The 25,099-nt window shown below is 49.0% G+C and carries 23 protein-coding genes; 8 read left to right on the forward strand and 15 right to left on the reverse strand.

Annotated elements, in window-relative coordinates:
• Positions 1-22: 22 nt before the first annotated feature.
• Entirely contained in the window at positions 23-427 is a 405-nt protein-coding gene (locus QVE43_RS05365; protein ID WP_288004946.1) for a hypothetical protein, read from the reverse strand.
• A 128-nt stretch (positions 428-555) separates the two neighbouring features.
• Between QVE43_RS05365 and QVE43_RS05370 the strand changes: the two genes are divergently transcribed.
• A complete protein-coding gene (locus tag QVE43_RS05370; protein ID WP_288004948.1) occupies positions 556-1,887 on the forward strand; it encodes a M20/M25/M40 family metallo-hydrolase in 1,332 nt (443 codons plus the stop codon).
• 2 nt (positions 1,888-1,889) lie between these two features.
• On the opposite strand, the gene hpt is transcribed toward QVE43_RS05370, so the two are convergent.
• The 9 genes from hpt to QVE43_RS05415 form a co-directional block, all read right to left on the reverse strand.
• Positions 1,890-2,429, reverse strand: a complete 540-nt coding sequence (gene hpt, locus QVE43_RS05375) for a hypoxanthine phosphoribosyltransferase (RefSeq protein WP_288004950.1) — start codon at positions 2,427-2,429, stop codon at positions 1,890-1,892.
• Positions 2,430-2,610: 181 nt separating this feature from the next.
• The gene (locus tag QVE43_RS05380) at positions 2,611-3,861 is read right to left on the reverse strand and encodes a hypothetical protein (protein WP_288004952.1); all 1,251 of its coding nucleotides are present in this window, start codon (positions 3,859-3,861) and stop codon (positions 2,611-2,613) included.
• 350 nt (positions 3,862-4,211) lie between these two features.
• Entirely contained in the window at positions 4,212-4,664 is a 453-nt protein-coding gene (gene dtd, locus QVE43_RS05385) for a D-aminoacyl-tRNA deacylase (RefSeq protein WP_038032015.1), read from the reverse strand.
• Between the two features lie 10 nt (positions 4,665-4,674).
• Positions 4,675-6,645 carry an ATP-binding protein gene (locus QVE43_RS05390; protein WP_288004954.1) on the reverse strand — a complete coding sequence of 657 codons (1,971 nt, stop codon included), beginning with the start codon at positions 6,643-6,645 and terminating at the stop codon, positions 4,675-4,677.
• A gap of 160 nt (positions 6,646-6,805) precedes the next feature.
• On the reverse strand, positions 6,806-7,447 hold the full coding sequence (locus tag QVE43_RS05395; protein ID WP_288004956.1) for an energy transducer TonB: 642 nt from the start codon (positions 7,445-7,447) through the stop codon (positions 6,806-6,808).
• Positions 7,448-7,584: 137 nt separating this feature from the next.
• Entirely contained in the window at positions 7,585-8,358 is a 774-nt protein-coding gene (locus tag QVE43_RS05400) for an energy transducer TonB (protein WP_288004958.1), read from the reverse strand.
• A gap of 201 nt (positions 8,359-8,559) precedes the next feature.
• Complete coding sequence (locus tag QVE43_RS05405) at positions 8,560-8,928, reverse strand: VanZ family protein (RefSeq protein ID WP_288004960.1); 369 nt, start codon at positions 8,926-8,928, stop codon at positions 8,560-8,562.
• Positions 8,929-8,936: 8 nt separating this feature from the next.
• Positions 8,937-9,317, reverse strand: coding sequence for a glycine cleavage system protein GcvH (gene gcvH / locus QVE43_RS05410; protein ID WP_038032283.1), 381 nt, complete (start codon positions 9,315-9,317; stop codon positions 8,937-8,939).
• A gap of 63 nt (positions 9,318-9,380) precedes the next feature.
• The gene (locus QVE43_RS05415) at positions 9,381-10,322 is read right to left on the reverse strand and encodes a CPBP family intramembrane glutamic endopeptidase (RefSeq protein ID WP_288004962.1); all 942 of its coding nucleotides are present in this window, start codon (positions 10,320-10,322) and stop codon (positions 9,381-9,383) included.
• 58 nt (positions 10,323-10,380) lie between these two features.
• On the opposite strand from QVE43_RS05415, the gene dusB reads away from it, so the two are divergent.
• Together dusB and QVE43_RS05425 are read left to right on the forward strand one after the other, a co-directional pair.
• On the forward strand, positions 10,381-11,403 hold the full coding sequence (dusB, locus tag QVE43_RS05420; protein ID WP_038032282.1) for a tRNA dihydrouridine synthase DusB: 1,023 nt from the start codon (positions 10,381-10,383) through the stop codon (positions 11,401-11,403).
• Positions 11,369-12,277 (forward strand): DMT family transporter, encoded by a 909-nt coding sequence (locus tag QVE43_RS05425; protein WP_051633342.1) that lies wholly within the window; start codon positions 11,369-11,371, stop codon positions 12,275-12,277. Before dusB ends, QVE43_RS05425 begins: the two co-directional genes overlap by 35 nt.
• Before the next feature lie 101 nt (positions 12,278-12,378).
• Here QVE43_RS05425 and QVE43_RS05430 read toward each other — a convergent pair whose 3' ends face one another.
• The 4 genes from QVE43_RS05430 to QVE43_RS05445 all read right to left on the reverse strand — a co-directional run bounded on the left by QVE43_RS05430 (position 12,379) and on the right by QVE43_RS05445 (position 18,623).
• Complete coding sequence (locus QVE43_RS05430; protein ID WP_288004966.1) at positions 12,379-13,581, reverse strand: DegT/DnrJ/EryC1/StrS aminotransferase family protein; 1,203 nt, start codon at positions 13,579-13,581, stop codon at positions 12,379-12,381.
• A gap of 71 nt (positions 13,582-13,652) precedes the next feature.
• On the reverse strand, positions 13,653-15,326 hold the full coding sequence (locus tag QVE43_RS05435; protein WP_288004968.1) for a DNA polymerase III subunit gamma/tau: 1,674 nt from the start codon (positions 15,324-15,326) through the stop codon (positions 13,653-13,655).
• Between the two features lie 9 nt (positions 15,327-15,335).
• Positions 15,336-17,543 (reverse strand): tetratricopeptide repeat-containing sensor histidine kinase, encoded by a 2,208-nt coding sequence (locus tag QVE43_RS05440; protein ID WP_288004970.1) that lies wholly within the window; start codon positions 17,541-17,543, stop codon positions 15,336-15,338.
• Positions 17,544-17,615: 72 nt separating this feature from the next.
• Complete coding sequence (locus QVE43_RS05445; RefSeq protein WP_288004972.1) at positions 17,616-18,623, reverse strand: acyl transferase; 1,008 nt, start codon at positions 18,621-18,623, stop codon at positions 17,616-17,618.
• A gap of 34 nt (positions 18,624-18,657) precedes the next feature.
• On the opposite strand from QVE43_RS05445, the gene QVE43_RS05450 reads away from it, so the two are divergent.
• The 3 genes from QVE43_RS05450 (at position 18,658) to QVE43_RS05460 (ending at position 21,137) form a co-directional block, all read left to right on the forward strand.
• Positions 18,658-19,224, forward strand: coding sequence for a hypothetical protein (locus QVE43_RS05450; protein ID WP_038032276.1), 567 nt, complete (start codon positions 18,658-18,660; stop codon positions 19,222-19,224).
• Between the two features lie 26 nt (positions 19,225-19,250).
• Positions 19,251-20,174: a ribosome small subunit-dependent GTPase A gene (gene rsgA, locus QVE43_RS05455; RefSeq protein WP_288004974.1), complete on the forward strand. Its 924-nt coding sequence runs from the start codon at positions 19,251-19,253 to the stop codon at positions 20,172-20,174.
• 87 nt (positions 20,175-20,261) lie between these two features.
• Positions 20,262-21,137, forward strand: coding sequence for a phytoene/squalene synthase family protein (locus QVE43_RS05460; protein WP_288004976.1), 876 nt, complete (start codon positions 20,262-20,264; stop codon positions 21,135-21,137).
• A gap of 171 nt (positions 21,138-21,308) precedes the next feature.
• On the opposite strand, the gene QVE43_RS05465 is transcribed toward QVE43_RS05460, so the two are convergent.
• Complete coding sequence (locus tag QVE43_RS05465) at positions 21,309-23,597, reverse strand: NADP-dependent malic enzyme (protein WP_288004978.1); 2,289 nt, start codon at positions 23,595-23,597, stop codon at positions 21,309-21,311.
• A gap of 158 nt (positions 23,598-23,755) precedes the next feature.
• On the opposite strand from QVE43_RS05465, the gene QVE43_RS05470 reads away from it, so the two are divergent.
• Positions 23,756-24,244 (forward strand): hypothetical protein, encoded by a 489-nt coding sequence (locus QVE43_RS05470; RefSeq protein ID WP_157630140.1) that lies wholly within the window; start codon positions 23,756-23,758, stop codon positions 24,242-24,244.
• A gap of 117 nt (positions 24,245-24,361) precedes the next feature.
• The gene (locus tag QVE43_RS05475; RefSeq protein WP_374758339.1) at positions 24,362-25,087 is read left to right on the forward strand and encodes an NAD-dependent deacetylase; all 726 of its coding nucleotides are present in this window, start codon (positions 24,362-24,364) and stop codon (positions 25,085-25,087) included.
• Positions 25,088-25,099 lie beyond the last annotated feature (12 nt).

Consider the following 25,099-nt stretch of genomic DNA (forward strand, 5'->3'; position numbering starts at 1 on the left):
ATCATAAGCATGTGCGTTGTTTTTAAAGCACTTGGTTCATAAACAGACGGGCTTCTTTGCAAGAATCGAAGTAAGCTGTCAAAACAATATCCTCTATTTCTTTTAGTTCCTCTTCAAGCCATACACGCACAAAAGGGTTTTCAGGCACTATGAAAACCATCCCATTTACAGGTGGCTTAGCGCTTGCCAGGCTATTCAAGGTTTTGCCCAGCAACTCAAAAGATGCCCAATCAAGCAACGACAATCCGGAAAAGTCAAATACCCACCATTGCTTGGGTTTCCCTGCGTACACTTGCGCTTCGAACGCTTTCAACAGGCCCTCAACCGTGGCTTTCTCCGGAAAGCCCACAAAGGTTATTTCCAGGCAATCTTCTTTTTCTTGAAGGCTGCCTTTCGAATGAACCAAACTTTCATACAGTGAGAGCATGCGGGCTTTTTTGATAATTACAATACAATGTAACAAAAAACCATTTACACACAAAATAATTTCTCAAAAAAATAAAAGAACAAAACACTTCGTTAAGTAAAACAGCATAAAACCAAACAAAAACGAATATGAAGTACCGGTTTACCCTTCTATTGATAAGCTGTATAAGCAGCTATGCACTTGCACAAACAACCGCCGACCTGCAGCTGCTGCAGCAGGCAGTTTCTGCCCAACAACTCCGGCAAACGGTAGAAAAGCTGGTGTCTTTCGGCACACGCCATACACTTAGCGACACAACCGGCGCCCGAAGGGGCATAGGCGCTGCCCGCCGCTGGGCTTACCAACAGTTCAAGAGTTACTCCCCGCGCCTGCAGGTAAGCTTCGATGCCTTCACCGTAGAGCCGGATGGCAGACGTATTCCACACAAAGTAGAGATGAAAAATGTAATGGCTTGGCTACCCGGCACCGACACCGGCGACCGGCGTGTAATTCTTATTACTGCTCATTTGGATTCCCGCGCCTCGGATGTCATGGATGCTACAATAGATGCACCGGGTGCCAACGACGACGGCTCGGGCTGTGCGTTGGTTATGGAAGCGGCCCGTGTGCTCTCTCAATATGAATTTCCCTGCAGCCTGTTGTTTGTACTGTTCTCGGGCGAAGAGCAGGGCTTGTATGGTTCACGCCATCTGGCACAGAAAGCCAGACAAGAAGGTTGGGAAATTGTGGCAGTACTCAACAACGATATTGTAGGCAACAGTTATTCTTCGGAGCTGGGCATTCGGCAGAATACCCGGGTGCGTGTTTTTAGCGAAGGCATTCCCGCCGCTGCCGATGAACAAACAGTGCGTCTGTTGCGCCTGTTGGGGTATGAAAATGAAAGTTCCAGCCGGCAGTTGGCCCGTTACATGGCAGATATTGCCCGGAAACACATCCCACACCTTGAGGTGCGCATGGTGTACAGAAAAGATCGCTTTTTACGCGGCGGTGACCATACCCCTTTCAATGAAGCCGGTTTTACCGCTATCCGGGTATGTGAAGAAAATGAAGATTTTACTCATCAACACCAAAATGTGCGTACTGAAAAAGGCATCCGCTATGGCGACTTACCTGAATTCATGGATTTTGACTACCTGCGCAAGAACACCGTGCTGAATGTGCTTACGGCTGCCGCTTTGGCATGGGCACCGGCCGCCCCACAAAACGTGAGCATGTCTGTCAGCGGACTTAGCAACCACACCGAACTGCGGTGGCAAGCCCCTGTTGCCGGGCCACGCCCTGCTTATTATCGTGTATTGATTCGCTCGACCGAAGCGCCGCAGTGGGAACAGCACATCGATACCAAGGATACCGCCATACGCCTCCCTTATTCCAAGGATCATTACTTATTTGCCGTGCAGTCGGTCAGCGAGGCAGGCTTTGCCGGCTTGCCGGTGGCTCCTTTGCCAGCAAGAGAATAAACTTATGCTTTCAACACATATAAATCATTGAGACAACGCCCCTGCTCCTCGTAGTCAAGGCCATAGCCCACCACAAAATGGTTGGGAATTTCAAAGCCCACGTAGTCTGTTTGCACCGGGTGTTTCAACGCATCCGGCTTCAACAATAGCGTGGCTATCTTTAAGGAAGCGGGGGCTTTTTGGTAAATTTTTTCTACCAAGAAGCGAATGGTTGTCCCTGTGTCAACAATATCTTCTACGAGCAACACATGCTTTCCCGACAAACTGACAGTAGCCGCCAGTTGTTCACGCACCAGCCCGCTGCTCATCATGCCTTCATAGGACTGCACCTTGATAAATCCTATTTCGGTACGGTCGTTTAAATAACGCGCCAAATCGGCTGCAAAGCGAAAGGCCCCACTCAGCACACACAATAAAACAAGCGGCTTTCCGTCATAATCCTTCCTGATTTGCTCTGCCAGCGCTTTTACCTTTGCCTGAATGGCTTCGGCATCTAAAAAAAGTTCAAAATGGCGGTCATGTAATTGTACTTCTTTCTTCATGATATGCAATCAGTTTCTCTTATCAAGGTCAATATTTTTTGCAATTATACGACACTGCATGGCAGTAGTCCAAGCAATCAAGATAAAAAACAAAAGCTTCCCCCTGTGCAGGGGAAGCCACATCAACCAAAACTACTTTTGCCTACTGATAATTTATATGTTCGATATGCAAAAAGCCTGTTTAGTCTCCCACCCCAAGTCCTGCAAGTTTTTTCTTGGGACGTTCCGCCTCCCACAAAGGGGCAATGTCTAAACTGAGCTTGGTATCTATGTTTGCCAGCAACACGCCAAAACTTAGCGACAAGCCAAGGAGCCCCAAATGCCGGTAAGCATAGGCAACGAAAGCAAGCACGGCCAATACACACAGCGCCGTAATTAAAAAGCGCAAACTATAGGTAAGCAAACGATGCAATACGGGGCGTTTTACCAGATGGTGTGTGTACTGCTGCTGCACCCAACGATAAAGGGCGATAATATAAGTGGTGGTAAAGCTCACAAGCAAAGAAGCCAACAAAGCCACTTGCAAATCTTGCTTGCGGTAAACTACCAAGTGGCTTAACCAATAGTCAGGCAAAGTATAGTGACTGATAAACAACAGCCACGCTGCCATCAATAGTCCGCCTGCCAGCTTCACACGCCAATAGCCGCGTCCGCGATAGCGACGATACACCTTCATGGCAGCAGAAATCAACAAGACGCCGGTGAACAGCAATGCCACCCCTACTATAGCCAGCGGCTTGGCAGAGGCAAGGGCTTCCGGACTGAACGGCAGGTCCAGTTGGGCACTTACCAGCAATAATGCAGAGAAGAAGTTTACCAACAAGGCGTCGAAACGCTCGATGCTCATCATTGAGACATCGAAGGTGCTGTTCACAGCCTCACGACGGGTGCCATATTGCCAAAGTTTGCGGCTAAGCACAGGCAAAGCAGCTCCCAGTGCATAGGTAGTAAGCTCCACTACCAATATGGCAATATCGTGTGCCGCTTGCGGTTCTTTGAGCAGCAAGGCAAAAGGAAAAAGCAAGCCCAGTACCAGCAAACGCATGATACTCAAAGGGCTGTTGAGTATCAACAATGCTTTTGCCAACTCGCTGCGCAAGCCACGCCCCGGGTCGCGCTTCCGTACCCAATACTCTACTCCCTCTAACAGAAAAGAAGCAGCAAAAGCAACCCAGAAAAAGTGGGTGAAGGCTTCGGGCTCTACATGATAAATTTGAGCCACCAGACTGAGTACAAATATCGAAAAGCTTATAACAAGCAGCAATTTGTACTCATTTTGAAGGAAGAGGTTCAGGCGGCTATACCACACACGCTGCCATTGATATTGCAAGTTGCGTGCTTGGTAGCGCACCCAGGTGATTGCCATTCGCCATAAAATCCACAGGCCTGCCCCTATTCCCCACCAAGATAAATAACCCAAAAGGTTTTCCATATAATAAAGTTAGCTTGATTGCCGCGCAAATATAGTACTTTTTCTAAAATACACCTCACAAAACCTACTCGCAAACCACTGATTAACAATCATTTATAAATAACAAAACCGTTTAAAAGTTTCACTTTTTAAATTTTTCAACAAATAAAGTTTTGCCAAATGGCAGTTTGCCTTACTTTTTTATTGTTAATCAGCATTTTCTCAAACATCTACGTTTTGCACTTGAGCAAAAAAAAGACCAATTCCAATGTTTTCTTCTTGCAAATGAGGCAATAAAAAAAGACATTGAAGGAAATACTTCCATCAATGCCTTCTTTTGCTCGATAAACACCGGGAATGAGCCGATAAGCTTAGCGTTTGTTTTTTGTATCTACTATGATGGTTACCGGACCGTCATTGACAAGGGCTACTTTCATGTCTGCGGCGAACACCCCTGTTTTTACTTCTTTTCCTATCAAGCGGGCACACTGCTCTACAAAAGATTCATATAAAGGGATGGCTAATTGGGGCGGTGCTGCTTCGATAAAAGACGGGCGGTTGCCTTTTTTGGTAGAGGCATGTAAAGTAAACTGGCTTACCACCAGCAATTCGCCCTGTACCTCGATAAGCGAGCGATTCATTTTGCCGTCTTCATCTTCAAAAATGCGCATATTTACTACCTTCTTCGCCAGCCATTCTACATCGTCGGGTGTATCGGATTGCCCAACCCCCAACAAAACCAGTAGCCCCTTACCTATCTCGCTATGCTTGTTGCCATCGATGGTTACAGACGCTTCCAAGACTCGTTGTATAACTGCTATCATAATTGATAATTTAATTTATAGATACTTGATTGGGGATTTCTATTTCAATGGAAGTGCCTTCGCCCGGCTTGCTTTTCAGTTCTATTTTTCCCTGCAGCTGCTCAATAATTTGTTTGACGATATATAACCCCAGCCCGGCCCCTTTGGAGCGTTCATCGCCGCGGAAAAACATATCGAACACCTTATCCTGCAAATGTGGGTCTATGCCCGAGCCGTTGTCTTCTATTTTTAACTTGGCAAGCCGGGGCAAAAGCTGTACTTCCACCTTAATTTCATGCCGCTCTTTCTTCTCATCGACATATTGAATGGAATTGGATATGATGTTGTGCAATATGGTATGCAAGCGCACTTTATCGCCGGCAAACGGTTGTTGCTTACCCAGTATTTTGTAATCGAGTGTTACCTTTCGTTCATTCAGTGCCTCTTTCAACTCATAGGCTATTTCGGCAAGCAGCGCTTCAAAATCGAGGGGTTCAAAACTAAGCGGCTTTTGCTCTATGCTGGCATAGGTGTACATATTGCGAATAAAGCCATCTAAGCGGCGAATGCTGCCCTTCATATGGTCGAGATAGCCCTGCAGCGCCGGGGCAACACCTTCTTGCTCCATCAAATGTACCAGCCCTTTGAGTGAAGTAATGGGTGCCCGGATGTCATGCGCCACCTTGTAAAGAAACTGGTCGAGCTCAAAATTGCGGCGCGACAGCTCTTCAAAAGCATGTTTCAACTGCTTTTGTTGATTACGCAGCTGTTCGTTCATCATACGAGCAGCCGCTTCCTGACGCGCCAGCTCTTTGTTTTGTTCTATCAGTTGCCGGTTAAGTGCTGCCAGGCGTTTTTTGGCCGCCCGCTCCTTAGTAATATCCAGAGCGCTTATAATCATCATGTTACGCTCATCCGCCTCCATGGGCGTGTAGGTCAGCTGCAGCCAGTGTGCCCCTCCGTGAATGTCGGTAATCTTCGCTTCTTGAAAATAACTTTCTCCACTGAAGTTCTCTTTCAACTGCTGCAGATAGTTTTCCTTTTCTTCGTCTTTCAGTTGTACCAAGGAAGCCCAGTCAGTGCCTAACTTAAGCTCTTTTCCAAAGAAAAGGCGCGCCATTTTAACCGCTTGCCGGTTGAACCAACGTATTTTCAGCTGTTCGTCAATCAGAATCAACATTTCTGAACTGGCCCGGTCCAAAGCTTCAAGCAGCCGGTGCTGATACACAAGCTCCTGACGCAATTGAGCCTCCCGGCTGACTTCTTTTATATGCACCATAACCGCGACCACTTCACCCGAAGCAGCCCAAATGGGCATCAGGTCCAATTTAATGAGGTACTTCCCCTTCGGGAAAGTCATGTCGCCCAAGTATCCCCGCATGCTTTGCTCGTGCAGATGGCGAAAACGTTCATGTTCGGTAGTGGGCAAGTAGCGCAGCAAAGTAATGTGTTCCTGCAACGGGCGCCCAATCACCTTTCCGGTGAGCTCAAAGGCAGCGGCATTGGCTGCTATCACTTGCGTTTTTTCGTTCAGTAATACCGATGCCTGCTCGTTGCGTTCTATCAACAGACGTAATCTTTCATAAAGTGCAGCATGCTTGCTTGTTTCTGTTTGCTTGTTTTGCGCGCCGGTGCTTCTTCCTTCCGGGGCTTCCAACGGAAACACAGACACTATAAACCCATGTACCACTGCCAATGCCAAACAATTGCGTAACTGCAGGCTGCAAAGCACCTGGCGTCCCTTATGTGTGCGCAATTTAAGCTGCATGGAGAAAGACGGCAGCTTGCGTTCCACGGCATCCTGCAGGCGGCGGCTAAAATAAGCGGCATCTTTGTCGTCGAGCAACTTCAAGAAACTACTGCCAATGAGGCGCTCGGGCGGATACCCCAAATGCTCCTCTACAATCATATTGGCATACTTCACTTCGCCGGTTTCTTTCAGAATGAGAACGCCCTCATTCAGGTTTTGAAGCAGGGTTTCATAAAAAGCAGTGATGTCCATACTTAGGCTTTTGGTCTCAATTTAAAAAAACCCCTTGTTTAAGCCCATAGCGGGTAATAAAAAAAGCAAAAGAACAAAGAAGAAGCGCAACCTCCTTCTTGTGGTGAATATAAAAAAGCCACCCATTACAGGTGGCTTTTGTTTGTCTTTTCAGCACACATTATTTTAGCCTAAAGGTAATAGGCATATTCAGTTTTACATCTACCGGGCGCCCACGATGCTTGGCAGGCTTCCAGCCGCTGGTACTTTTCAATACACGTATCACTTCCTCTGCCAGAGCCCCATCGCCTAAATTATCACCACGCAACACTTCCACTTCGCCAATGGTTCCATCTTTTTTGAGTACAAATCTGACCAAAACAGTTCCTTGAATATGGCGCCTTTTGGCTTCGGGGGGATACTGCACGTTCTCTTGCACATAGGTGCGAATTCTGTTGAGTTCCTGATGCAACTCCTCCTCATTATCCACCCCAAAGGATTCTACCGGTCCTGTGGGTTCCTGTGGGGGCGGCGGTGCTATCACAGGCGGTTCGTCGGTTACAGGCAGCGCAATCACCGGCGGGGTGTCTTGCTCTTGCATTTTTACTACTTCTTCTCTCTTTTTTTCATCGGGCACTTCCGCCAACTCGGGCTCTTCGGGCTCTACCATTTGAGCCGAAGACGGTGACTGCACACCAAAGGGAATGTACTTGCCGACTACTTTCTCAACCTCCTCTGCCTCTAAAAATAAAAATACTCCCAAAGCAAAGGATAACCACAAAAAGCTAGATTGTAAAAAGCCGGATTTTTCTTTCTTTTTCATGCCTACTTGTTTTTAACATAATACAACATACTATATACTGCAAAAACAAATATTTAGCCAACTTATAATTAAGCCGGTTGGTTAAAACAAAAAAGCCACCCATTACAGGTGGCTTTTGTTTGTCTTTTCAGCACACATTATTTTAGCCTAAAGGTAATAGGCATATTCAGTTTTACATCTACCGGGCGCCCACGTTGCTTGGCAGGTTTCCAGCCGCTGGTGCCTTTCAACACGCGTATCACTTCCTCTGCCAAGATGCCGTCGCCTAAGTCACCACCGCGCAGCACTTCCACTTCGCCAATAGTTCCATCCTTTTTCAGTACAAATTTGACAAAAACAGTTCCTTGAATATTGCGCCTTTTGGCTTCGCGGGGATACTGCACGTTCTTTTGCACATAGGTGCGAATTCTGTTGAGTTCCTGCGTCAACTCCTCCCTATTATCCACCGCAAAGGATTCTACCGGTCCCGTGGGTTCCTGTGGGGGCGGCGGTGCCACAACCGGAGGACCGTCAGTCACGGGCGGCGCAATCACCGGCGGGGTGTCTTGCTCTTGTATTTTTACTACTTCTTCTATCTTCTTTTCATCAGGCACTTCCACCAACTCGGGCTCTTCGGGCTCTACCATTTGAGCCGAAGGCGGGGGTGGCAACTGCACCGTAGGGGGAATGTACTCGAGGGTTACCTCAAATACTTCCTCCATATCTTTTTGCTCAATAGTTTCTTGCTTTTCATAGGTGCGCCACTTGAAAGCTACCAGCACCAGTGAAAGCGAAAGCACCAGCCCCAAGGCAAAGAATAGCCCTGTATAGCGCTCCGGGTCCACTTCCGGATTCTTCTTATACAGAGGCACCTCTGTGTTTTTCTCCGGAGCTTGCCGCGGAGTCTCCTGTTTGCTTTTTTCTAAATCCATAGCCCTTGCTTTGAACTTTTTAACAGTGTAAAACTTCTTATAATACTCTGATTGATTTGTAATTATATACGTTATACTCTGCCAAATATACAAAAAAGACAGCTTAAAGCAATAAAGCCCCCAATAAAGTTTCTTTTTTGCATGTAAGGCATTACAAAAATTTGTATTGGTTTTATGATTGCAAATTTTAAACAAGCCCACTCAGAGCTTGTAAATAAGCACAAAAAGCATCCACCCCAACAATACCCCTACTGTATTCATCAGCAAATCTTCCCATTCGAAGGTGCGCCCTACCGAAGCAAATTGCAATACTTCCAACAAAGCACCATACAGAATGGCTGTGGCGATGGCTACCCGTTCAGCATAATAATGTAAGTAAAGGAAAGTAGTTTGCTTGCAAAACCCCACAATAAGCATCAACACCCATACCATAAAAACAAAAGCATGTGCCACCCTGTCGAAGAGCAGAAGATCGCCTGTAGGGGGCATCTCTTGCCCGGGCAAAAGCACCAAAAAGGCAATGAGCAGCCCCCATAAAATGCCAAAAAGGTTGTAGCGAACAAACTCCATGCTTTAGATTAGGCCCCTATCAGTTCGCGATAAGCCTCTGCATCGAGCAGCTCATCCAATTCTGCCAAATTGGTAGGTTTGATTTTCACTATCCACCCCTCGCCATAGGGGTCTTGGTTTACCAACTCGGGCGCATCTACCAAAGCAGGGTTGACTTCCAGAATTTCACCACTGACAGGCAGGAAAAGGTCAGAAGTAGTTTTTACGGCATCTACTGTGCCAAAAACAGCCCCGGCTTCGAGTGTTTCGCCCACGGTGTTCACTTCTACGTAAACGATGTCGCCCAACTCACTTTGAGCGAAGTCTGTAATGCCTACATAGGCAACTTCACCTTCCAGGCGAATCCATTCGTGTTCGCGCGAATAACGCAAATCATTAGGTACGTTCATGATGGTTATTGTTTAATGCGTTGAAACTTTTGTCTATGGCAAATATATGCAAACAGAAAGGTTTTAAAAATCCCTTTTGCTTGTTCTCTTTTCGCGCAAAGGCAAGGTGACAGCCACAAACCAGTAAAGCGTTACGCCGGTGGCAACCAAGGAAAGCAGCAGCACGCCCCAATGTACATGCTGCACAGCATCGGGCGCCAACTCCGGAAAAAAACGCTGTTGAAAGCGCATAAGCAACAAAGCCACGCCGTTGTTGACAAAGTGCCCCCACATAGCCAAGAGCAGGTTGCCGGACCAGTAGTAAATATAGCCCAGCAAAGCCCCCAAAATCCAACGGGGCAGCAAACCTAAAAACTGAAAATGCACTACGGAAAAAACAAAAGCGGCAGTCCAGATAGCCACATGCGGGTTGCGCAACCACGCCAGCAAACGATTTTGCAAAACCCCTCGAAAAAGTAATTCCTCGCCCACCGCGGGTAATAAAATGATGGCTAAAAAGCCCATGAGCGATTGCCCGGGTCCTTCGAAGCCTACCAGCAATTTGGTAAGTGTCGCCAACTCCTGTTCTTTCTGCACAGCCCACTCACCCATTGGCAAGCGGTGGTTCCAATATTCCAAAAAAGAAATGGTGGGCAGCAATACAATAAGCAGCAGTGCTACCAGCGCCCAGTGCATGCTTTGATTGGCTGCATCGTCTGCACACCAATGTTTGCGTTGCAAGCGCTCTACGCCATACCAATACAGGAAACTACCGCCGAAGAAGCCGCCCGCGGCTGTCATGATTTGCAAAAAAAGCAAGACAGAACGAGCCTGATGGGCATTGCCCCATTGCGCCGGTGCCGAAACCATATACTCCAGCTCTTCCAAAGGAAGCCCGTAAGCTACTTTTAGAATAAAAAAAGCGATAAACTGCGACAACACCATGCAGGCAAATACCAATAAAATCAAAGAAAGCAGCCCTTGCCAAGTGGCAGTGCGAAAAGGTAAAGGTTCAGCTAATTGCATATTTTACAGTAAATTTGCGTTCTCAAATAAACACATTTCATTTTTAAGGCACAAAGTTATGCAAAAACATCCGGTACGCATCGGTTCGGTAGAGTTGGAAGACTTCCCCCTGCTGCTGGCGCCCATGGAAGACGTGAGCGACCCGCCTTTTCGGGCAGTGTGTAAAGAGCAAGGTGCCGACCTGGTTTATACGGAATTCATTCCGGCCGACGGTTTGATTCGCCATGCCGACAAAGCCGTGCAAAAGCTCGATATTTATGATTATGAGCGCCCCATAGGCGTACAGATATTTGGTTCGGAAATAGAGCCCATGCGCGAAGCGGCCCGCATAGTGGAAGCAGCTCAACCCGAAATACTGGATATCAACTATGGTTGCCCGGTAAAAAAGGTGGCTTGCAAGGGCGCCGGTGCCGGCTTGCTGCAAGATATTGACAAAATGCAACGCATGACCGCCGAGATAGTCAAGCAGGTGCAGCTGCCTGTAACGGTAAAAACCCGCCTGGGATGGGATGAAAAGTCGATACGTATTGTGGAAGTGGCACTTCGCCTGCAAGATGCAGGCATCAAAGCATTGACCATTCACGGGCGCACGCGCGTGCAAATGTACAAAGGGGAAGCCAACTGGGAACCTATCGCCCAAGTGAAAGCACACCCTGACATAGAGATTCCTATCTTTGGCAATGGCGACATAGACTCTCCCCAAAAAGCGCTGGAATACCGGCAAAAATACGGCGTGGACGGCATCATGATTGGGCGGGCAGCCATAGGCTACCCCTGGATTTTCCGCGAAATCAAGCATTACTTTCAGACCGGCGAGCTATTGCCCCCGCCCACACTCGACGAGCGCTTGCGTGTCTGCCTCAAACATCTTCGTTTTGCCGTAGAGTGGAAAGGCGAACGTAAGGCTATTTTTGAGATGCGCCGGCACTACACCAATTATTTCAAGGGGTTTTCACACTTTAAACCGTTCCGCACGCGTTTAGTAGAAGCCGGCTCGCTGGCAGAAGTAGAAGATATTTTGGCTGAAATAGAACATTTCTACACGCATGAACAAGCACCTTTTGAAAACAGTGCCTCCTAAGCAAGAGACCGGTTGGGTTTCGTGGTTGCTGCTTTTAGCCCTGGCACTCATTTGGGGCAGCTCTTTTATTCTCATGAAAAAAGGTCTAAGTGTCTTTTCTCCCGTACAGCTGGCTGCCATACGCGTCAGTTCGGCTTTTAGTGTGTTATGTGTGCCGGCACTTTACCATTTGCGCCGCCTGCGTCATGTGCCTTGGGCTATGTTATTTTTGTCGGGCTTGCTGGGCGTATTCATACCCGCCTTCCTTTTCGGCTATGCACAAACCCACGTCAGCAGTTCTACTGCCGGCATCCTTAATGCTCTTACTCCGGTATTCACCTTCATTGCAGGGCTTTTTATCCTCAAGAGTCAAGCAGTAAGCCGCTATAAACTGGCGGGGGTCATTGTCGGCTTGCTGGGCTCGGTCTTTCTTTTGTTGAGCCGCTCGGGAGGACGTGTCAGCATTGACGCCTATGCCCTGCCCATCGTGGTGGCTACACTCTGCTACGGCATCAACGGCAACCTCATCAAGCGGTACTTACACCACATGAAGCCGCTGCATGTATCTACTCTGTCGCTGCTTTGCATTGCGCCTTTTGCTTTGACGCTCTTTTGGTTTACCGGCGTGCCCGGCATGCTGCAAACCGGTGATAGTAACACTTGGCAGGCATTCTTCTACCTGTTTCTTTTGGGCACCATGAGCACAGCCATCGCCTTGATTCTGTTTAATACGCTCATACAACGGGCTTCGCCTGTTTTTGCCAGCTCGGTTACTTATCTCATTCCCATAGTAGCCCTTTTTTGGGGCATTGCCGATGGTGAAAACATCGGATGGATGCATCTCATAGGCATGTGCTCTATCGTAGGGGGCGTGGTGTTGATTCACCGCGGATAAAAGTCTTCTCCCGGCATGTGACCGGGCTCCAAAGAAAAAACCTGCGGGGGGATTTTTCAGCATCCCGCAGGTTCAAACAATATGCTATCGCAAGGCAGCCTCTATGCAGTAGCCAGAACGCTGCTAAGGGCTTTTTCTATTTTGGCTTTCAACTGTGCCAGTTCGTCTTCGGTCCAGGTGATGCGTACCACGATGGAAATCAAACGGCTCATGACGGCATCGGACTGCGGTAACTGCAGGCTTGCGTAATCTTGTGGCGGGGTGATGGTGTGCACATATAACTTGGCCGGAGCTTTCATTTCGCGAATGTGCTCCCAGTTTTTGATATAGTGGAAATGGTTATCATACCAATACTGCACACCTTCCACACCCTCTTTGCGCAAAGCAGCCACCACGGCACGCGCAGTAGCCTCATCGGGCAAGAAGAAATCCATGAAAGTAGCGGCATCGCCGGCTTCGTCAGGGATATGACGGAAAGTGACTTCCGGGAATTTTGCAAGGCTTTCTTTCAATGCCTTTTTGTTGGCACGCTGACGCTCCAGGATGTAGGGCATCTTGCGGAACTGTGCCAAGCCGATGGCAGCATTGATTTCGCCAATACGATAATTAAAGCCAATAATGGGGTGCCCTTCCATGCCGCGGTTATCGCCTATGTGGTCGTGCCCGTGGTCGGAGAATTGGTGCGCACGCTCATAGATTTGCTCGTCGTCGGTAATGAGCGCCCCGCCTTCGCCACAAGTGATGATTTTAAAGAAGTCGAAAGAGAAAGTACCGCATTTGCCAAAGGTACCCAAGGGCTTGCCTTTGTAGCTACCGCCCAAGGCTTGTGCCGTGTCCTCAATCAAAATCAAGTTATGCTTCTTGCATACTTCCATGATTTCATCGAGGCGTGCCATGCTGCCACACATGTGCACCAGCATGACGGCTTTGGTCTTAGGCGTGATGACTTTTTCTATGCCTTCGGGCGAAAGGCAGAGTGTTTCGTCTATTTCGGCAAAGACGGGCACGGCGCCGGCCAACAATACGGCCTCTATCACTGCCACATAAGTAAAAGGCGGCACAATCACCTCATCGCCGATGCCAATGCCACAGGCTGCCAGGGCAATGGCGTCGGCAGTAGAGCCGCTGCTGCAGGCATGCGCAAAGCGCACTCCATGATGCTGCGCCAGTGCTTGTTCAAATTCTTTGGCTTTCCAATGGCCTTTTCGCTGTGCATCGAAATTATAGCGAAAGAGAATGCCTGTATCGAGTACGTCTTGTACTTCTTTGCGCTCTTCGGCGCCGAATAATTCAGTTCCGGGCATAATTCTTTTCTTTTTAAGTGTTTTTGAAACAAATAAAGAACAGCAGTAAAATTAAAGATTTTGCAACTATCTCAAACAGGTGACTTGGGGGTTAGCTGTAAATGCTCCCATATTTTTTTCAGATGCGGGTACTCTTTGGCTAAGTAGCGCAGTTTGTCTTTGGTGGAATAAAGCGTGGCAGCATCGTCAGACGCGCTGTCTTTGATCTCTATCTTGGCTTCAATATCGTAGGATTGTCCGGTGAGTTCAAGCAGACGCTTGCGCCAAAGTGGTTTATACTCTTCTGTCAGGTGAAGCAATGCACGGCTTTCCACAGACAGGCAGATGGTGTTTTGCCGCACTTCATAAGGTTTCGAAAGCAAATAGTGCAGTTGAGCATCGTCTTTGTGCTCCTGCGCGAGCTGTTGCCATGCCGCCTGCAACGAAACGGCGGGTTCTTCTACCGTCAGGGGGCTTGCCGGTGTGGCAGCCGGCACTTCTTTGCCGCTCCCGGCCGGCTCGTCTGCCGTTTTCTTCTCTTTCTGAATCTCGTCCAGCTTGGGGGTGGTGCGCACCTTGCGGGGCACAGCAGGGCGCCGTGCCGGGGCTGCTTCATTCAGTTCATTTTTTTTTTCCTCCACGACCACCGGCCGCTTGGCAAGCTCTATGGCATCTTGCAGATGCGCCAGCTTGAGCAACAAGAGCTCCGTGTGTACACGGGCATTTTTCACCGAACGGAATTCCAATTCAAACTTATGAGCCAGATTGAGCGCCGTCATTATCCATGAAGGTGACAGGCGTTGGGCTTGTTCTTGAAAACGCAACTTGGCGGTTTCGGGCACCTCCAATAGCGAAAGCGTAGCCTGTTCGCGGCTCATCAGCAAGTTGCGCAGGTGCTCTTCCAAGCCCACTACAAATAACTGTGCGTCGAAACCTTTACGCAATATTTCATCCAGAACGAGCAGAGCTTCGGTCGTTTGCCGGTTGAAGAGCATATCCACCACACGGAAGTAATAATCGTAGTCAAGGATATGCAGGTGCTCCAAAGCACCGGCATAGGTCAGTTTCCGGTCGGTGGAGAAAGTAACCAGCAAATCGAACATGGACAAGGCATCACGCAAGCCGCCGTCTGCCTTCTGTGCAATCAGGTGCAAAGCCGCTTCTTCTGCCTGAACCCCTTCCTTTTCAGCAATGCGCTGCAAATGGCGCACCATATCGCTTACTTGAATGCGGTTGAAGTCATATACCTGGCAACGCGACAAAATCGTAGGTATGATCTTGTGCTTTTCGGTAGTTGCCAAGATAAAGATTGCATAAGGCGGGGGCTCTTCAAGTGTTTTCAAGAAGGCATTGAAAGCCGCATTGGAAAGCATATGCACCTCATCGATGATGTACACTTTGTAGCGGCCATGTTGGGGCGGATAGCGCACCTGATCGACCAGGTAACGGATGTCTTCTACCGAGTTATTGGAAGCGGCATCGAGCTCATGCACATTGAAGGATGCATTTTTTTGAAAGCTCATGCAGGCATTGCAGGTGCCACAGGCTTCTATGTCGGGCGTCAGGTTTTCGCAATTGACGGTTTTTGCCAGGATACGCGCGCAAGTGGTTTTGCCCACGCCCCGCGGTCCACAAAAAAGATATGCCTGCGCTATCTGCCCGGTACGGATAGCGTTTTTAAGGGTGGTTGTAATATGCTGCTGCCCTACGACGCTGTCGAAGGTAGCAGGGCGGTATTTTCGAGCCGAAACGATGAACTGTTCCATAGCTGCAAGTTAAGAACTTTTCGGCACAGATTCCGCATCTTGCATGTAGGACGGTATGCGTGGTAAGCTGAGCAAAAATTCGGTATGTCCGGCTTGTGTGTGTTTCAGGTGCACGTGCCCGCCCAGGCGCTCCATTGCCAGGCGCACTACGTATAATCCTAAACCTGCGCCGCGGGAACGGCTCCCTTTGGTGAATACGTCAAACACTTTGTCTTTTATTTCTTCTTCTATGCCAATACCGTGGTCCACAATGTGAATATGTACATAGCGCCGCCCACGGGGTACAACTTCTATATCGACCTGTACGCCTTGAAAGCGATCGCAATAGTCAATGGCATTCTGAATAAGGTTTTCAAGCACGAGGCGAAACAAGGCAGGGTCTGCCCACAGCTCCACTTCTTTCGAAACACTCAAAGACCAACGCAGCCGGTCTTTGTACAGCTCCGCGTCGAATTTTTGAAATACCTCTTCTACCATTTGCTGAAAATCTATCTGCTTGGCTACCGGCTCATGGTTGATGATGCTGTTGATGGTAAGCAGGCGGGCTAAGATATAATCCATTTCTTGTGCTGTGTGCATAATGCGCGAGAAGTATTCTGCCGCCTTAGGGTCCTCAACATCATGCAGTGCCACATTCACCAAGCCAAGCACCCGGGCAATGGGTCCTTTCAGGTCATGAGAAGCACGGTAAAGGAAACTGTCCAGGTCGTTTTTTGTGCGCAGCAACTGTTTGTAAGACTCCTTCAACTCCTGTGTGCGGGCTGCCACCTGCTCTTCCAAACTTTTATTGGCAAGACTCAACTCCCGGTTTTGCCTTTCTATTACATGCTGATAAGCCTCCAGCTCTTCGTTCTTTTCCAGTATTTCCCTGCGGTGAGCTTCCACCTCCCTGCTTTTAGCTTCTAAGGCATTCAACAATCTTTTCTTTTCTGCATAACGCCGGTAAATAATCACGACAGCCCCCAACAACACCAGCAAAGCAAAACCGGCAAAAAGTAGTATCAGCAGCTTTTGCTGCTCTTCGAGCGCAGCCAGCTGCTCTGCCTTACGTCGCAGTTCGGCTTCCTTCGTGCGTCTTTCCGCCTCGTATTGAAGCTGCAACTTAAAAATTTCGGCACGCTTGTCGCCCGGGTAAATTTTATCTCTGATTCGCTCATATTCACGCAAGTGCTTGTAAGCACGGGCATAGTCTTGTTTTTTTGCATAAATGTCAGACAGCAGAGCATGTGTTTCCATGATGATGCGTTGCACGCCGGCTGTCTGTGCATGATTCAAGGCGACAAGTGCCGACTGTTCGGCTTGCTCCGGTTTTTCCCGGTGATAATACAAACGCCCTATGTTTAAATAAAAATCGGCCAGCTCGGCAAGGTTATTATTGGTTTCTTGCTCCACACGCAACCCTTCTTCAAAGCATGCTTTTGCACGCTCGTAATCTTGCAAACGCAGGTAAATTTCCCCCATATTGCGCAAAACAATGGACACACCTTTTTTTGTACCATATTGCGCTGCCATGTCTAAATACTTCTGATAATAAGCCAGCGCTTTTTCGTACTGCCCCAAGCCGCGGTAAGCATTGGCCAGGTTGTTATAACTAATGATGGTTCCCACCCAGTCTTTGCGCAAGCTGTCTATTTCAAGTGACCTTTCAAGATAGGTGCGCGCCGCTTCATATTCCCCCATGTCGTTATAAATATTCCCCAAGTTATTGTACACACGCCCCATGCCACGAACATCTCGCAGTTCTTCAAATATTTTTAAAGCCTCCAGGTAGGTTTCTACAGCCCGGGCATATTCCCCCAGTTCATAATACATATTGCCCACATATACATGCATATGGGCTGCCTGCAGCGTATCGCCGGCCCGCCAATAGTCACTTTCTGCCTTTTGGTAGAATTCTTTGGCTTTTTTAAAATCACCTTTACGGTGGTGCATGATGGCCTCAATGAAGGCATCAATCGCCTGAATATGGTGGTTATTGGAATGCCGGCGTGCCAGCTCATGCAGCTGCCGGCGATAGATGTGCATTTGAATCGAATCATTGGCTACAAAACGTGCCGTAAGTTTTTTCAGCACTTCGGCCTCCCGGACCGCATCATTTTGACGACGACACTCCTCCAAAGCCTTTTTCAGACTGTCCACTTCGTACTGCCCACACAGCTCACAGAAGCTTCCGGTAAAAAGAAACAAAGATATGCAAAGAGACAGCCGCCACTTCATGAATACCTGCAATAAATAAAAGTCGATTAAATGTCAAGGTACTACATTATTTGCGCAAATGCAAGCGTTCGGTCACTGCCAAAGCAGCATATTGCACCCTCTTTGTTCGGCAAAGTCCATGCGTCCGGTGATACGGAAACGCCCGTCAGGTAACAGGCTGCCCATATCTTGCGTGGCAATAAAAGCACAACTATCAATGTTGGCAAGGTCAATGATATTGACTGCGCCGGCCCTTTGACGGGGGTTCAGCGTTAAGGGGTCATTGGGCTCGCGCAGCAGCACACGCATCCAAGGCGGCGCATCGAAAATGCCTTCACCTTTTGAATAAGCTTGCGAAAGCAGCTCTGTCATACCATACTCGGAATGCACCCTGCGAAGATTCATTTTTTCGCAGAGAAGGGCATGCAGTTCCTCGCGCAACAGCTCCTGCCGCCGCCCTTTCATGCCCCCTGTTTCTATGACTATTAAGCCCGACAAGTCGGGCGCATGGCGCTCTGCCAACTCCAGCAAAGCAAACGAAACGCCTATCAATAGAATGCGCCGCCCATCGGCTTGTTTCTTTAACTGCTCCACCTTGCGCAAAAGCTCCTCGTAGTTGTAGAGGTAAAACCCCGATGCTTCCGACCGGCTCTGCTCTATGAAATGGCGCACCATCCACACTAAAGAAGACGTTTGGCGTTCAAGATAAGAAGGCAAAAGCGCCAATATGTGAAAGTTCGACAAAGGGCCATACAGACGCTCGAAAATTTGCCGGCTCACGGTGGCATACCATGCCGGGTCTGCCACATAGTGGCGGCTGCGCTGCTGCCCGGTCGTGCCGCTGCTTTCAAACACCAAAGCGGGGAACAAACCCTCGCACAATATTTGATGATCTTTAAACAACTCAATAGGCAAAAAAGGGATTTCTTCTATTTTGTGTATCTTAGAAGCATCAAGCCCCAGCGCCTGAACAAATGCACGATAGACCGTGTTTCGCTCGTATTGATAGCGAAACACATCTAAGGCAAGCAGCTCAAAGCGCTCTGCCGTGCACGTCAATATGCGGTGCATCAGTTGTTGGCGAAGGGGGTTGTTTAGCATAAGCGCAAGGTATTTAAAGGAAATAGAAATGCATATGCAAAAATACAATATTCTGCTTGCCTGCCTATTGACAGGGCTGCTTGGTGCCTGCTATGAAAAACCCAGCTTCCCTTTGGCACCCCAAATTACTTTTAAAGAAATCACGGCTATCCCGCAGCGCGACTCTACCACCGGCTTTTACTTGGGCGACTCGGTCATTATTGCCGTTGATTTCACCGACGGCAACGGCGACATTGGTTTATCACAAGCCGATACCCTTCCGCCCTATCAGCTGTACTTAGATGAAGACTCAACGCAAATCAACCGCTTTTACTTTAACTATTTTTGCGATGTGGAACGCCGCGAATCGGGCAGCTACGCTCCCTTTGCCCTTCCGAACGGTACCACCCTCAACGGACGCATCAGTCCCATTACCGATTCGCCCAACCCTGTTGAAGGCACCATCATCTACAAGACCTTTATACCTGCCTTCTCCAATGACCTGCAATACACCTTGAATCCTTACGACACCCTGCGTTTCCGTATTTCCATTGCCGACCGTGCACTCAACGAAAGTAATGTTATCTTTACCGACTCTATTGTAGTTTATCAAACCCCTTGAAACAAAAACAAAACACAGCTAAGTGCATGGAAGGAATTGTTTTTCGCTCTACCGGTTCATGGTATGACGTGCGCACACCCGAAGGCGACTTTTACAAATGCCGTTTGCGTGGCAAGCTACGCCTGAAAGGATTTAAGACCACCAATCCGGTAGCCGTGGGCGACCGCGTGCATTTTGAAGTAGAAGATGAAACAGAAAAGCGTGGCTTGATAGTAGAAATAGAAGCGCGCCGCAATTATATCATACGCAAGTCGGTACACCGGACCGGTCATGCCCACCTCATTGCTGCCAATATTGACCAAGCTATTTTAATTGCCACTTTGGCTATGCCGCGCACTTCGTTCGGTTTTATCGATCGTTTTTTGGTGAGCTGCGAAGCTTACGACGTGCCCGCTGTCATTGTTTTCAATAAAACCGATATTCTCACCGACGAAGGGCGGGATTACCAAGCCGAAATTATGGACATGTATGAGTCCATAGGCTATCGCTGCCTGGATACCTCCGTAACCGAACGTTATCATATCGATGAATTTCGCGCTTTGCTCGACGGCAAAATATCGCTACTGTCGGGGCACTCGGGTGTGGGCAAGTCCTCGCTTATCAATGCCATCAAACCGGAATTGAACTTGAAGACCTCTGAAATATCGCATTACTCCCAAAAAGGAAAGCATACCACCACCTTTGCCGAGATGTTCGAGCTGTGGGAAAATACCTTCATTATAGACACGCCGGGCATCAAAGAAATGGGCTTGGTTGATATTGCAGCACAAGAGCTCTCGCATTACTTCCCTGAAATGCGGAAGTATTTGGGCGAATGCAAATTTCATAACTGCATCCATGTGCATGAGCCGGGCTGCGCCGTACGCGAAGCTTTCGAACGGGGCGAAATAGCCGATACACGTTATCACAGCTATCTGAGCATGCTCGAAGACCACGACAACCGGCGCTGAAGCATTTTTTGAGCGCTTTACTTGCCAAACAATTTGGGGGCAAATCCGTTATTCTTTATATTCAAAATAAGACAAACCATCATCATTATGCTTGACCTTTACGAACGCACCACGCTGGAGTGCAGCAAGCTCATTACGCGGCGCTACAGCACTTCTTTCAGCTTGGGCATTCGCACCTTACACAAGCGCTTTCACGCCCCCATTTACGCTATCTATGGCTTTGTGCGCTACGCCGACGAAATCGTGGATACTTTCCACGGGCATGATAAAAAACAACTCCTCGAGCGCTTCAAAGAAGACACCTACCGTGCCATAGAAGAAGGTATCAGCCTGAACCCGGTGCTGCATTCTTTTCAGTGGGCTGTGCGTCAATATAAAATTGAACGCGCGCTGATTGATGCTTTCCTGCACAGTATGGAAATGGATTTGTGGCTGACACGCTGCGACCGCCAAAGCTACGAAACCTATATTTACGGTTCTGCCGAAGTAGTGGGCCTGATGTGCTTGCGTGTGTTCTGTGAAGGCGATGAAGTGCTCTATGAGCTACTGAAAGAACCTGCACGCCGCTTGGGGGCTGCCTTTCAAAAAATCAATTTCCTTCGCGACCTGCGCAGCGACTACGTCGAGCGGGGGCGCTCCTACTTCCCGGGCATCGACTTTGAGCATTTCAGTGAAAAAGAGAAAAAAGCAATAGAAGACGAAATAGCAGCCGACTTTCAAGCGGGTTACGAAGGCATTTGCCGTCTGCCCGAAGGTGCCCGCTTGGGCGTTTACCTGGCTTATGTGTATTATACCAAGCTGTTCGATAAGATACGCAAGCTGCCGGCAGCCACCATCATGCAAGAGCGGGTGCGTGTGCCCAACTTGCATAAGTTTTTGTTGTTGGCAGGTTCATACCTGAAAAACTTCTTTGTGGGGTTCCCTCAGAAAAACATGCAGATACAAAGGGTGCAATCGAGCTAAAGGCACGGGTTCCGCATGGGCAGCTGCCAAACGCTTGGCACCTTTTCCTTCGAAAGGAAATGCCTGCTGAACTTTTTCCATCCGCAAAAAGAGTTTCTTCCTCCCACAAACGAAAAAACCGGGCAGCCGCATAATAGCAAACCGCCCGGTGAAAACTTAATGAGAGGACCATCAGGTATTCACTTTCTCCTCTACTTTATTACGGCGTTGCGCATCCACTACGGCAATGGCTACCATATTGATGATTTCGCGAATAGAGCTGCCCAGCTGCAAGATATGCACCGGCTTGTTCATGCCCAGCAAGATGGGTCCGATGGCTTCCAGCCCACCGGCTTCCTGCAGCAGCTTATAGGCAATGTTGCCCGATTCAAGATTGGGGAATATCAAAGTATTGGCTCCTTCTTTTGCCAGCTCGCTGAACGGATAGTTTTCGCGCAACAGCTGCACGTCCAGCGCCACGTTGGCCTGAATATCGCCATCCACAATAATGTCGGGGTAGCGCTCTTTTGCCAAAGCCACGGCTTTTTGCACTTTTTCAGGCACTGCCCCTTCGGCAGAACCAAAATTCGAGTAAGACAAAACAGCCATACGGGGCTCAAAGCCGAAGAACTGCACGCCGCGCTGTGTCAGTTTGATGATATCAACCAGCTCTTCGGCAGTGGGGTTTTCATTTACGGTGGTATCGGCAAAGAACAAAGTGCGGTGTTTGGAATGCAGGATATACATGCCGGCAACGCGCTTCATGGGCGCCCGTGCCCCCACTATCTGCAAAGCCGGACGAATTACGCGGGGGTAATTTTTAGTCAAGCCCGAAATGAAAGCATCGGCTTCGCCGGTTTCCAGCATGGCAACGCCAAAGTAGTTGCGGTCGAGCATGAGCTTGCGGGCATCATAAAGCGTAACGCCCCGTCTTTGCCGCTTTTGATAAAGTATTTGGGCAAAGCGCTCACGACGCTCCTCTTCTTCGGCCGGGTCTATGATTACACAAGCCGAAAGGTCTAAATGCAACTCAGCGGCTATTTGCTCTATTTTTTGACGGTTGCCCAGCAAGATAGGATGCGCAATGCGCTCGTCTGACACCACTTGTGCCACTTTCAATATTTTAGGGTTGTCGGCTTCGGCAAATACCACCCGTTTGGGATTACTTTTGGCTTTTTGTATGATGGTGGACATCAGCTTTTGGTCTATGCCAATACGCTCTTGCAGCTCCACTTCATAAGCCGCCCAGTCGGTAATATGCCGGCGTGCAACGCCCGATTCCATGGCTGCTTTGGCTACCGCCGGCGAAATGGTGGTAATCAGGCGGTAATCCAGTGGCTTGGGAATCAGGTAGTCTTTGCCAAAAGACAGGGTTTTGTCGCCATAAGCACGGCTTACCGCATCGGGCACCGGCTGCTTGGCCAAGTCGGCAATGGCGCGCACGGCTGCCAGCTTCATGGCTTCGTTGATTTCGGTGGCACGCACATCCAAAGCCCCCCGGAAAATGTAGGGGAACCCCAAGGCATTGTTCACTTGGTTGGGGTGGTCCGAACGCCCGGTTGCCATGATGACATCGGGGCGGGTTTTCATAGCCAAATCGTAGGCTATTTCGGGATCGGGGTTTGCCAAGGCAAACACAATGGGGTTGTCTGCCATGCTCAACAGCATTTCGGGCGTAACCACGTTGCCGCGGGACAAGCCCACAAACACATCGGCGCCTTTCATGGCGTCCTCGAGTGTGTGCAAATCACGCCCGGTAGCAAATTCGGCTTTGATGGCATCCAGGTTTTCACGGTCTTTTCGAATCACGCCTTTGCTATCGAGCATCACGATATTTTCGGGGCGTGCGCCCAAGCTCACATATATCTTGGCACAGGCAATAGCCGACGCCCCCGCACCATTGACTACGATGCGCACTTGGTCTATAGACTTGCCCACCAACTCCAAAGCATTGAGCAGGGCAGCTGCCGAAATGATGGCGGTGCCGTGTTGGTCGTCGTGCATAACCGGTATGTTCATCTGCTCACGCAGTGCCTTTTCTATTTCAAAGCACTCGGGCGCTTTGATGTCTTCCAGATTGATGCCCCCAAAGGTAGGCTCCAGCGCTTTCACAATCTTCACGAACTCGGCGGGGTCTTTGCAGTCCACTTCTATGTCGAACACATCAATGCCGGCAAACTTTTTAAACAACACACCTTTGCCTTCCATCACCGGCTTGGAAGCTTCGGGACCGATGTCGCCCAAGCCCAAAACAGCCGTTCCGTTGGAAATGACGGCTACCAAATTGCCTTTGGCAGTATATTCATAAACCTTTTCTTTATCGGCGGCAATCTCTTTGCAAGGCTCTGCCACACCGGGCGAGTAGGCAAGTGCCAAGTCCAACTGGGTGCTCAAGGCTTTGGTAGGCACCACTTCGATTTTACCGGGAACGCCTTCCCGGTGGTAATTCAGTGCATCTTCACGTCTTACTTTTATTGGCATAGTCCAAACTTTTGTTGATTAAGTGCAAAGCTAAGAAAAGCCTTTTATTGAAGCGAAAAGCAAGGTGGAAATATTCGCGCTGCCATCCAAACATTATGTTTTAACAAAAGGTGAAACTTATTTAAGTTTGCAGGGCTGTTCATTTAAATATCAAGAATATGACAACCTTCATGACGCTATTTCAGCGTATTTCCCTGCTGGCATTTGTGGTGGTGCTTCTGTATGGATACAGCCTGCTGCCCGAGGTAGTAGGTTTTCAATTCAATGAATTTCAACAACCGCTTGAAGCTTTTCATAAAAGCCAGTTTTTTTATGTGACGGCCGGTTTTGTGGTGTTTTTCAACCTCTTGATGGTGTTGTTCGTGCAATTCGTAGCCCAAATACCGGTACGCCGCCTTGCCATTGCTTCGTTTTGGACCCAAGACAAAGCTCATGTGCAGGCCACCTTTCAAATATTGCGCGGATGGGCCAATGGCTTTGCCGGCTGGGTCAATGCCCTTTTTGCATGGTTTGTATATCAGTTTGTACATCACAATACCATCACCTACCTTTCGCTTGACCTCTCGCCCTACTTGATGGCAGGGGCAGTGCTGCTGGTGGTGTGGATGCTTGCCCTGCCACTGCGTTTTGCTGTCAAACGCATTTAGTACAGAAAGTATTTTCCACCGCAGCGGAACAATTATCCTCTGCGGTTTTTTTATCTTTAATGCAACCCCCAATAAAAAGAAACGGCTTTGTGGAATCTACTCTCAAACTTATGGCGTATGCCCTCAGGTAATGGTAACCGCATGAAGAAAGTAGTGGTATTGACCGGCGCCGGCATCAGTGCCGAAAGTGGATTGAAGACTTTCCGCGACGCAGGCGGGCTGTGGGAAGGCTACGACATCACCGAAGTAGCCTCTATTGAAGGCTGGCACCGCAATCCGCAAAAAGTGCTGGAGTTTTACAATATGCGACGCCGGCAGCTGGCGCAAGCACAACCCAATGCTGCCCACCGGGCGCTCAAAGAGCTGGAGCGCTGCTACGAAGTAGTCATCATCACGCAAAATGTAGATGACTTGCACGAACGGGCCGGTTCCTCGCGCATCATACATCTGCACGGCGAACTGACCAAAGCACGCAGCAGCCGCAACCCACAGCTTATTTACGACATAGGCTACCGCGATATTCAATGGGGCGACACCGCCGAAGACGGCAGCCAGCTGCGCCCGCATATTGTGTGGTTTGGCGAACCGGTGCCCATGATGGATGCCGCCATTGCCGAAGTAGAACAAGCCGACCTGTTCATAATCATAGGCACCTCGCTGGTGGTGTACCCTGCCGCCGGCCTTATCGACTACGCCTCCCCTCATATTCCCAAGTATTTGGTAGATATCAAGCGCCCCGACATTTCATGGCGCCGTTATCCTCACTTGCACATGATCGAAGCCAAAGCAAGTGAAGGCGTGCCCCGTCTGGTCAAAGAGTTGTGCCCGCAAGCCGATGTATAGCGGCACTTTAGC

The organism is Thermonema sp. (genome assembly GCF_026003375.1).
In the GTDB taxonomy this organism is placed as follows: Bacteria; Bacteroidota; Bacteroidia; order Cytophagales; family Thermonemataceae; genus Thermonema; species Thermonema rossianum.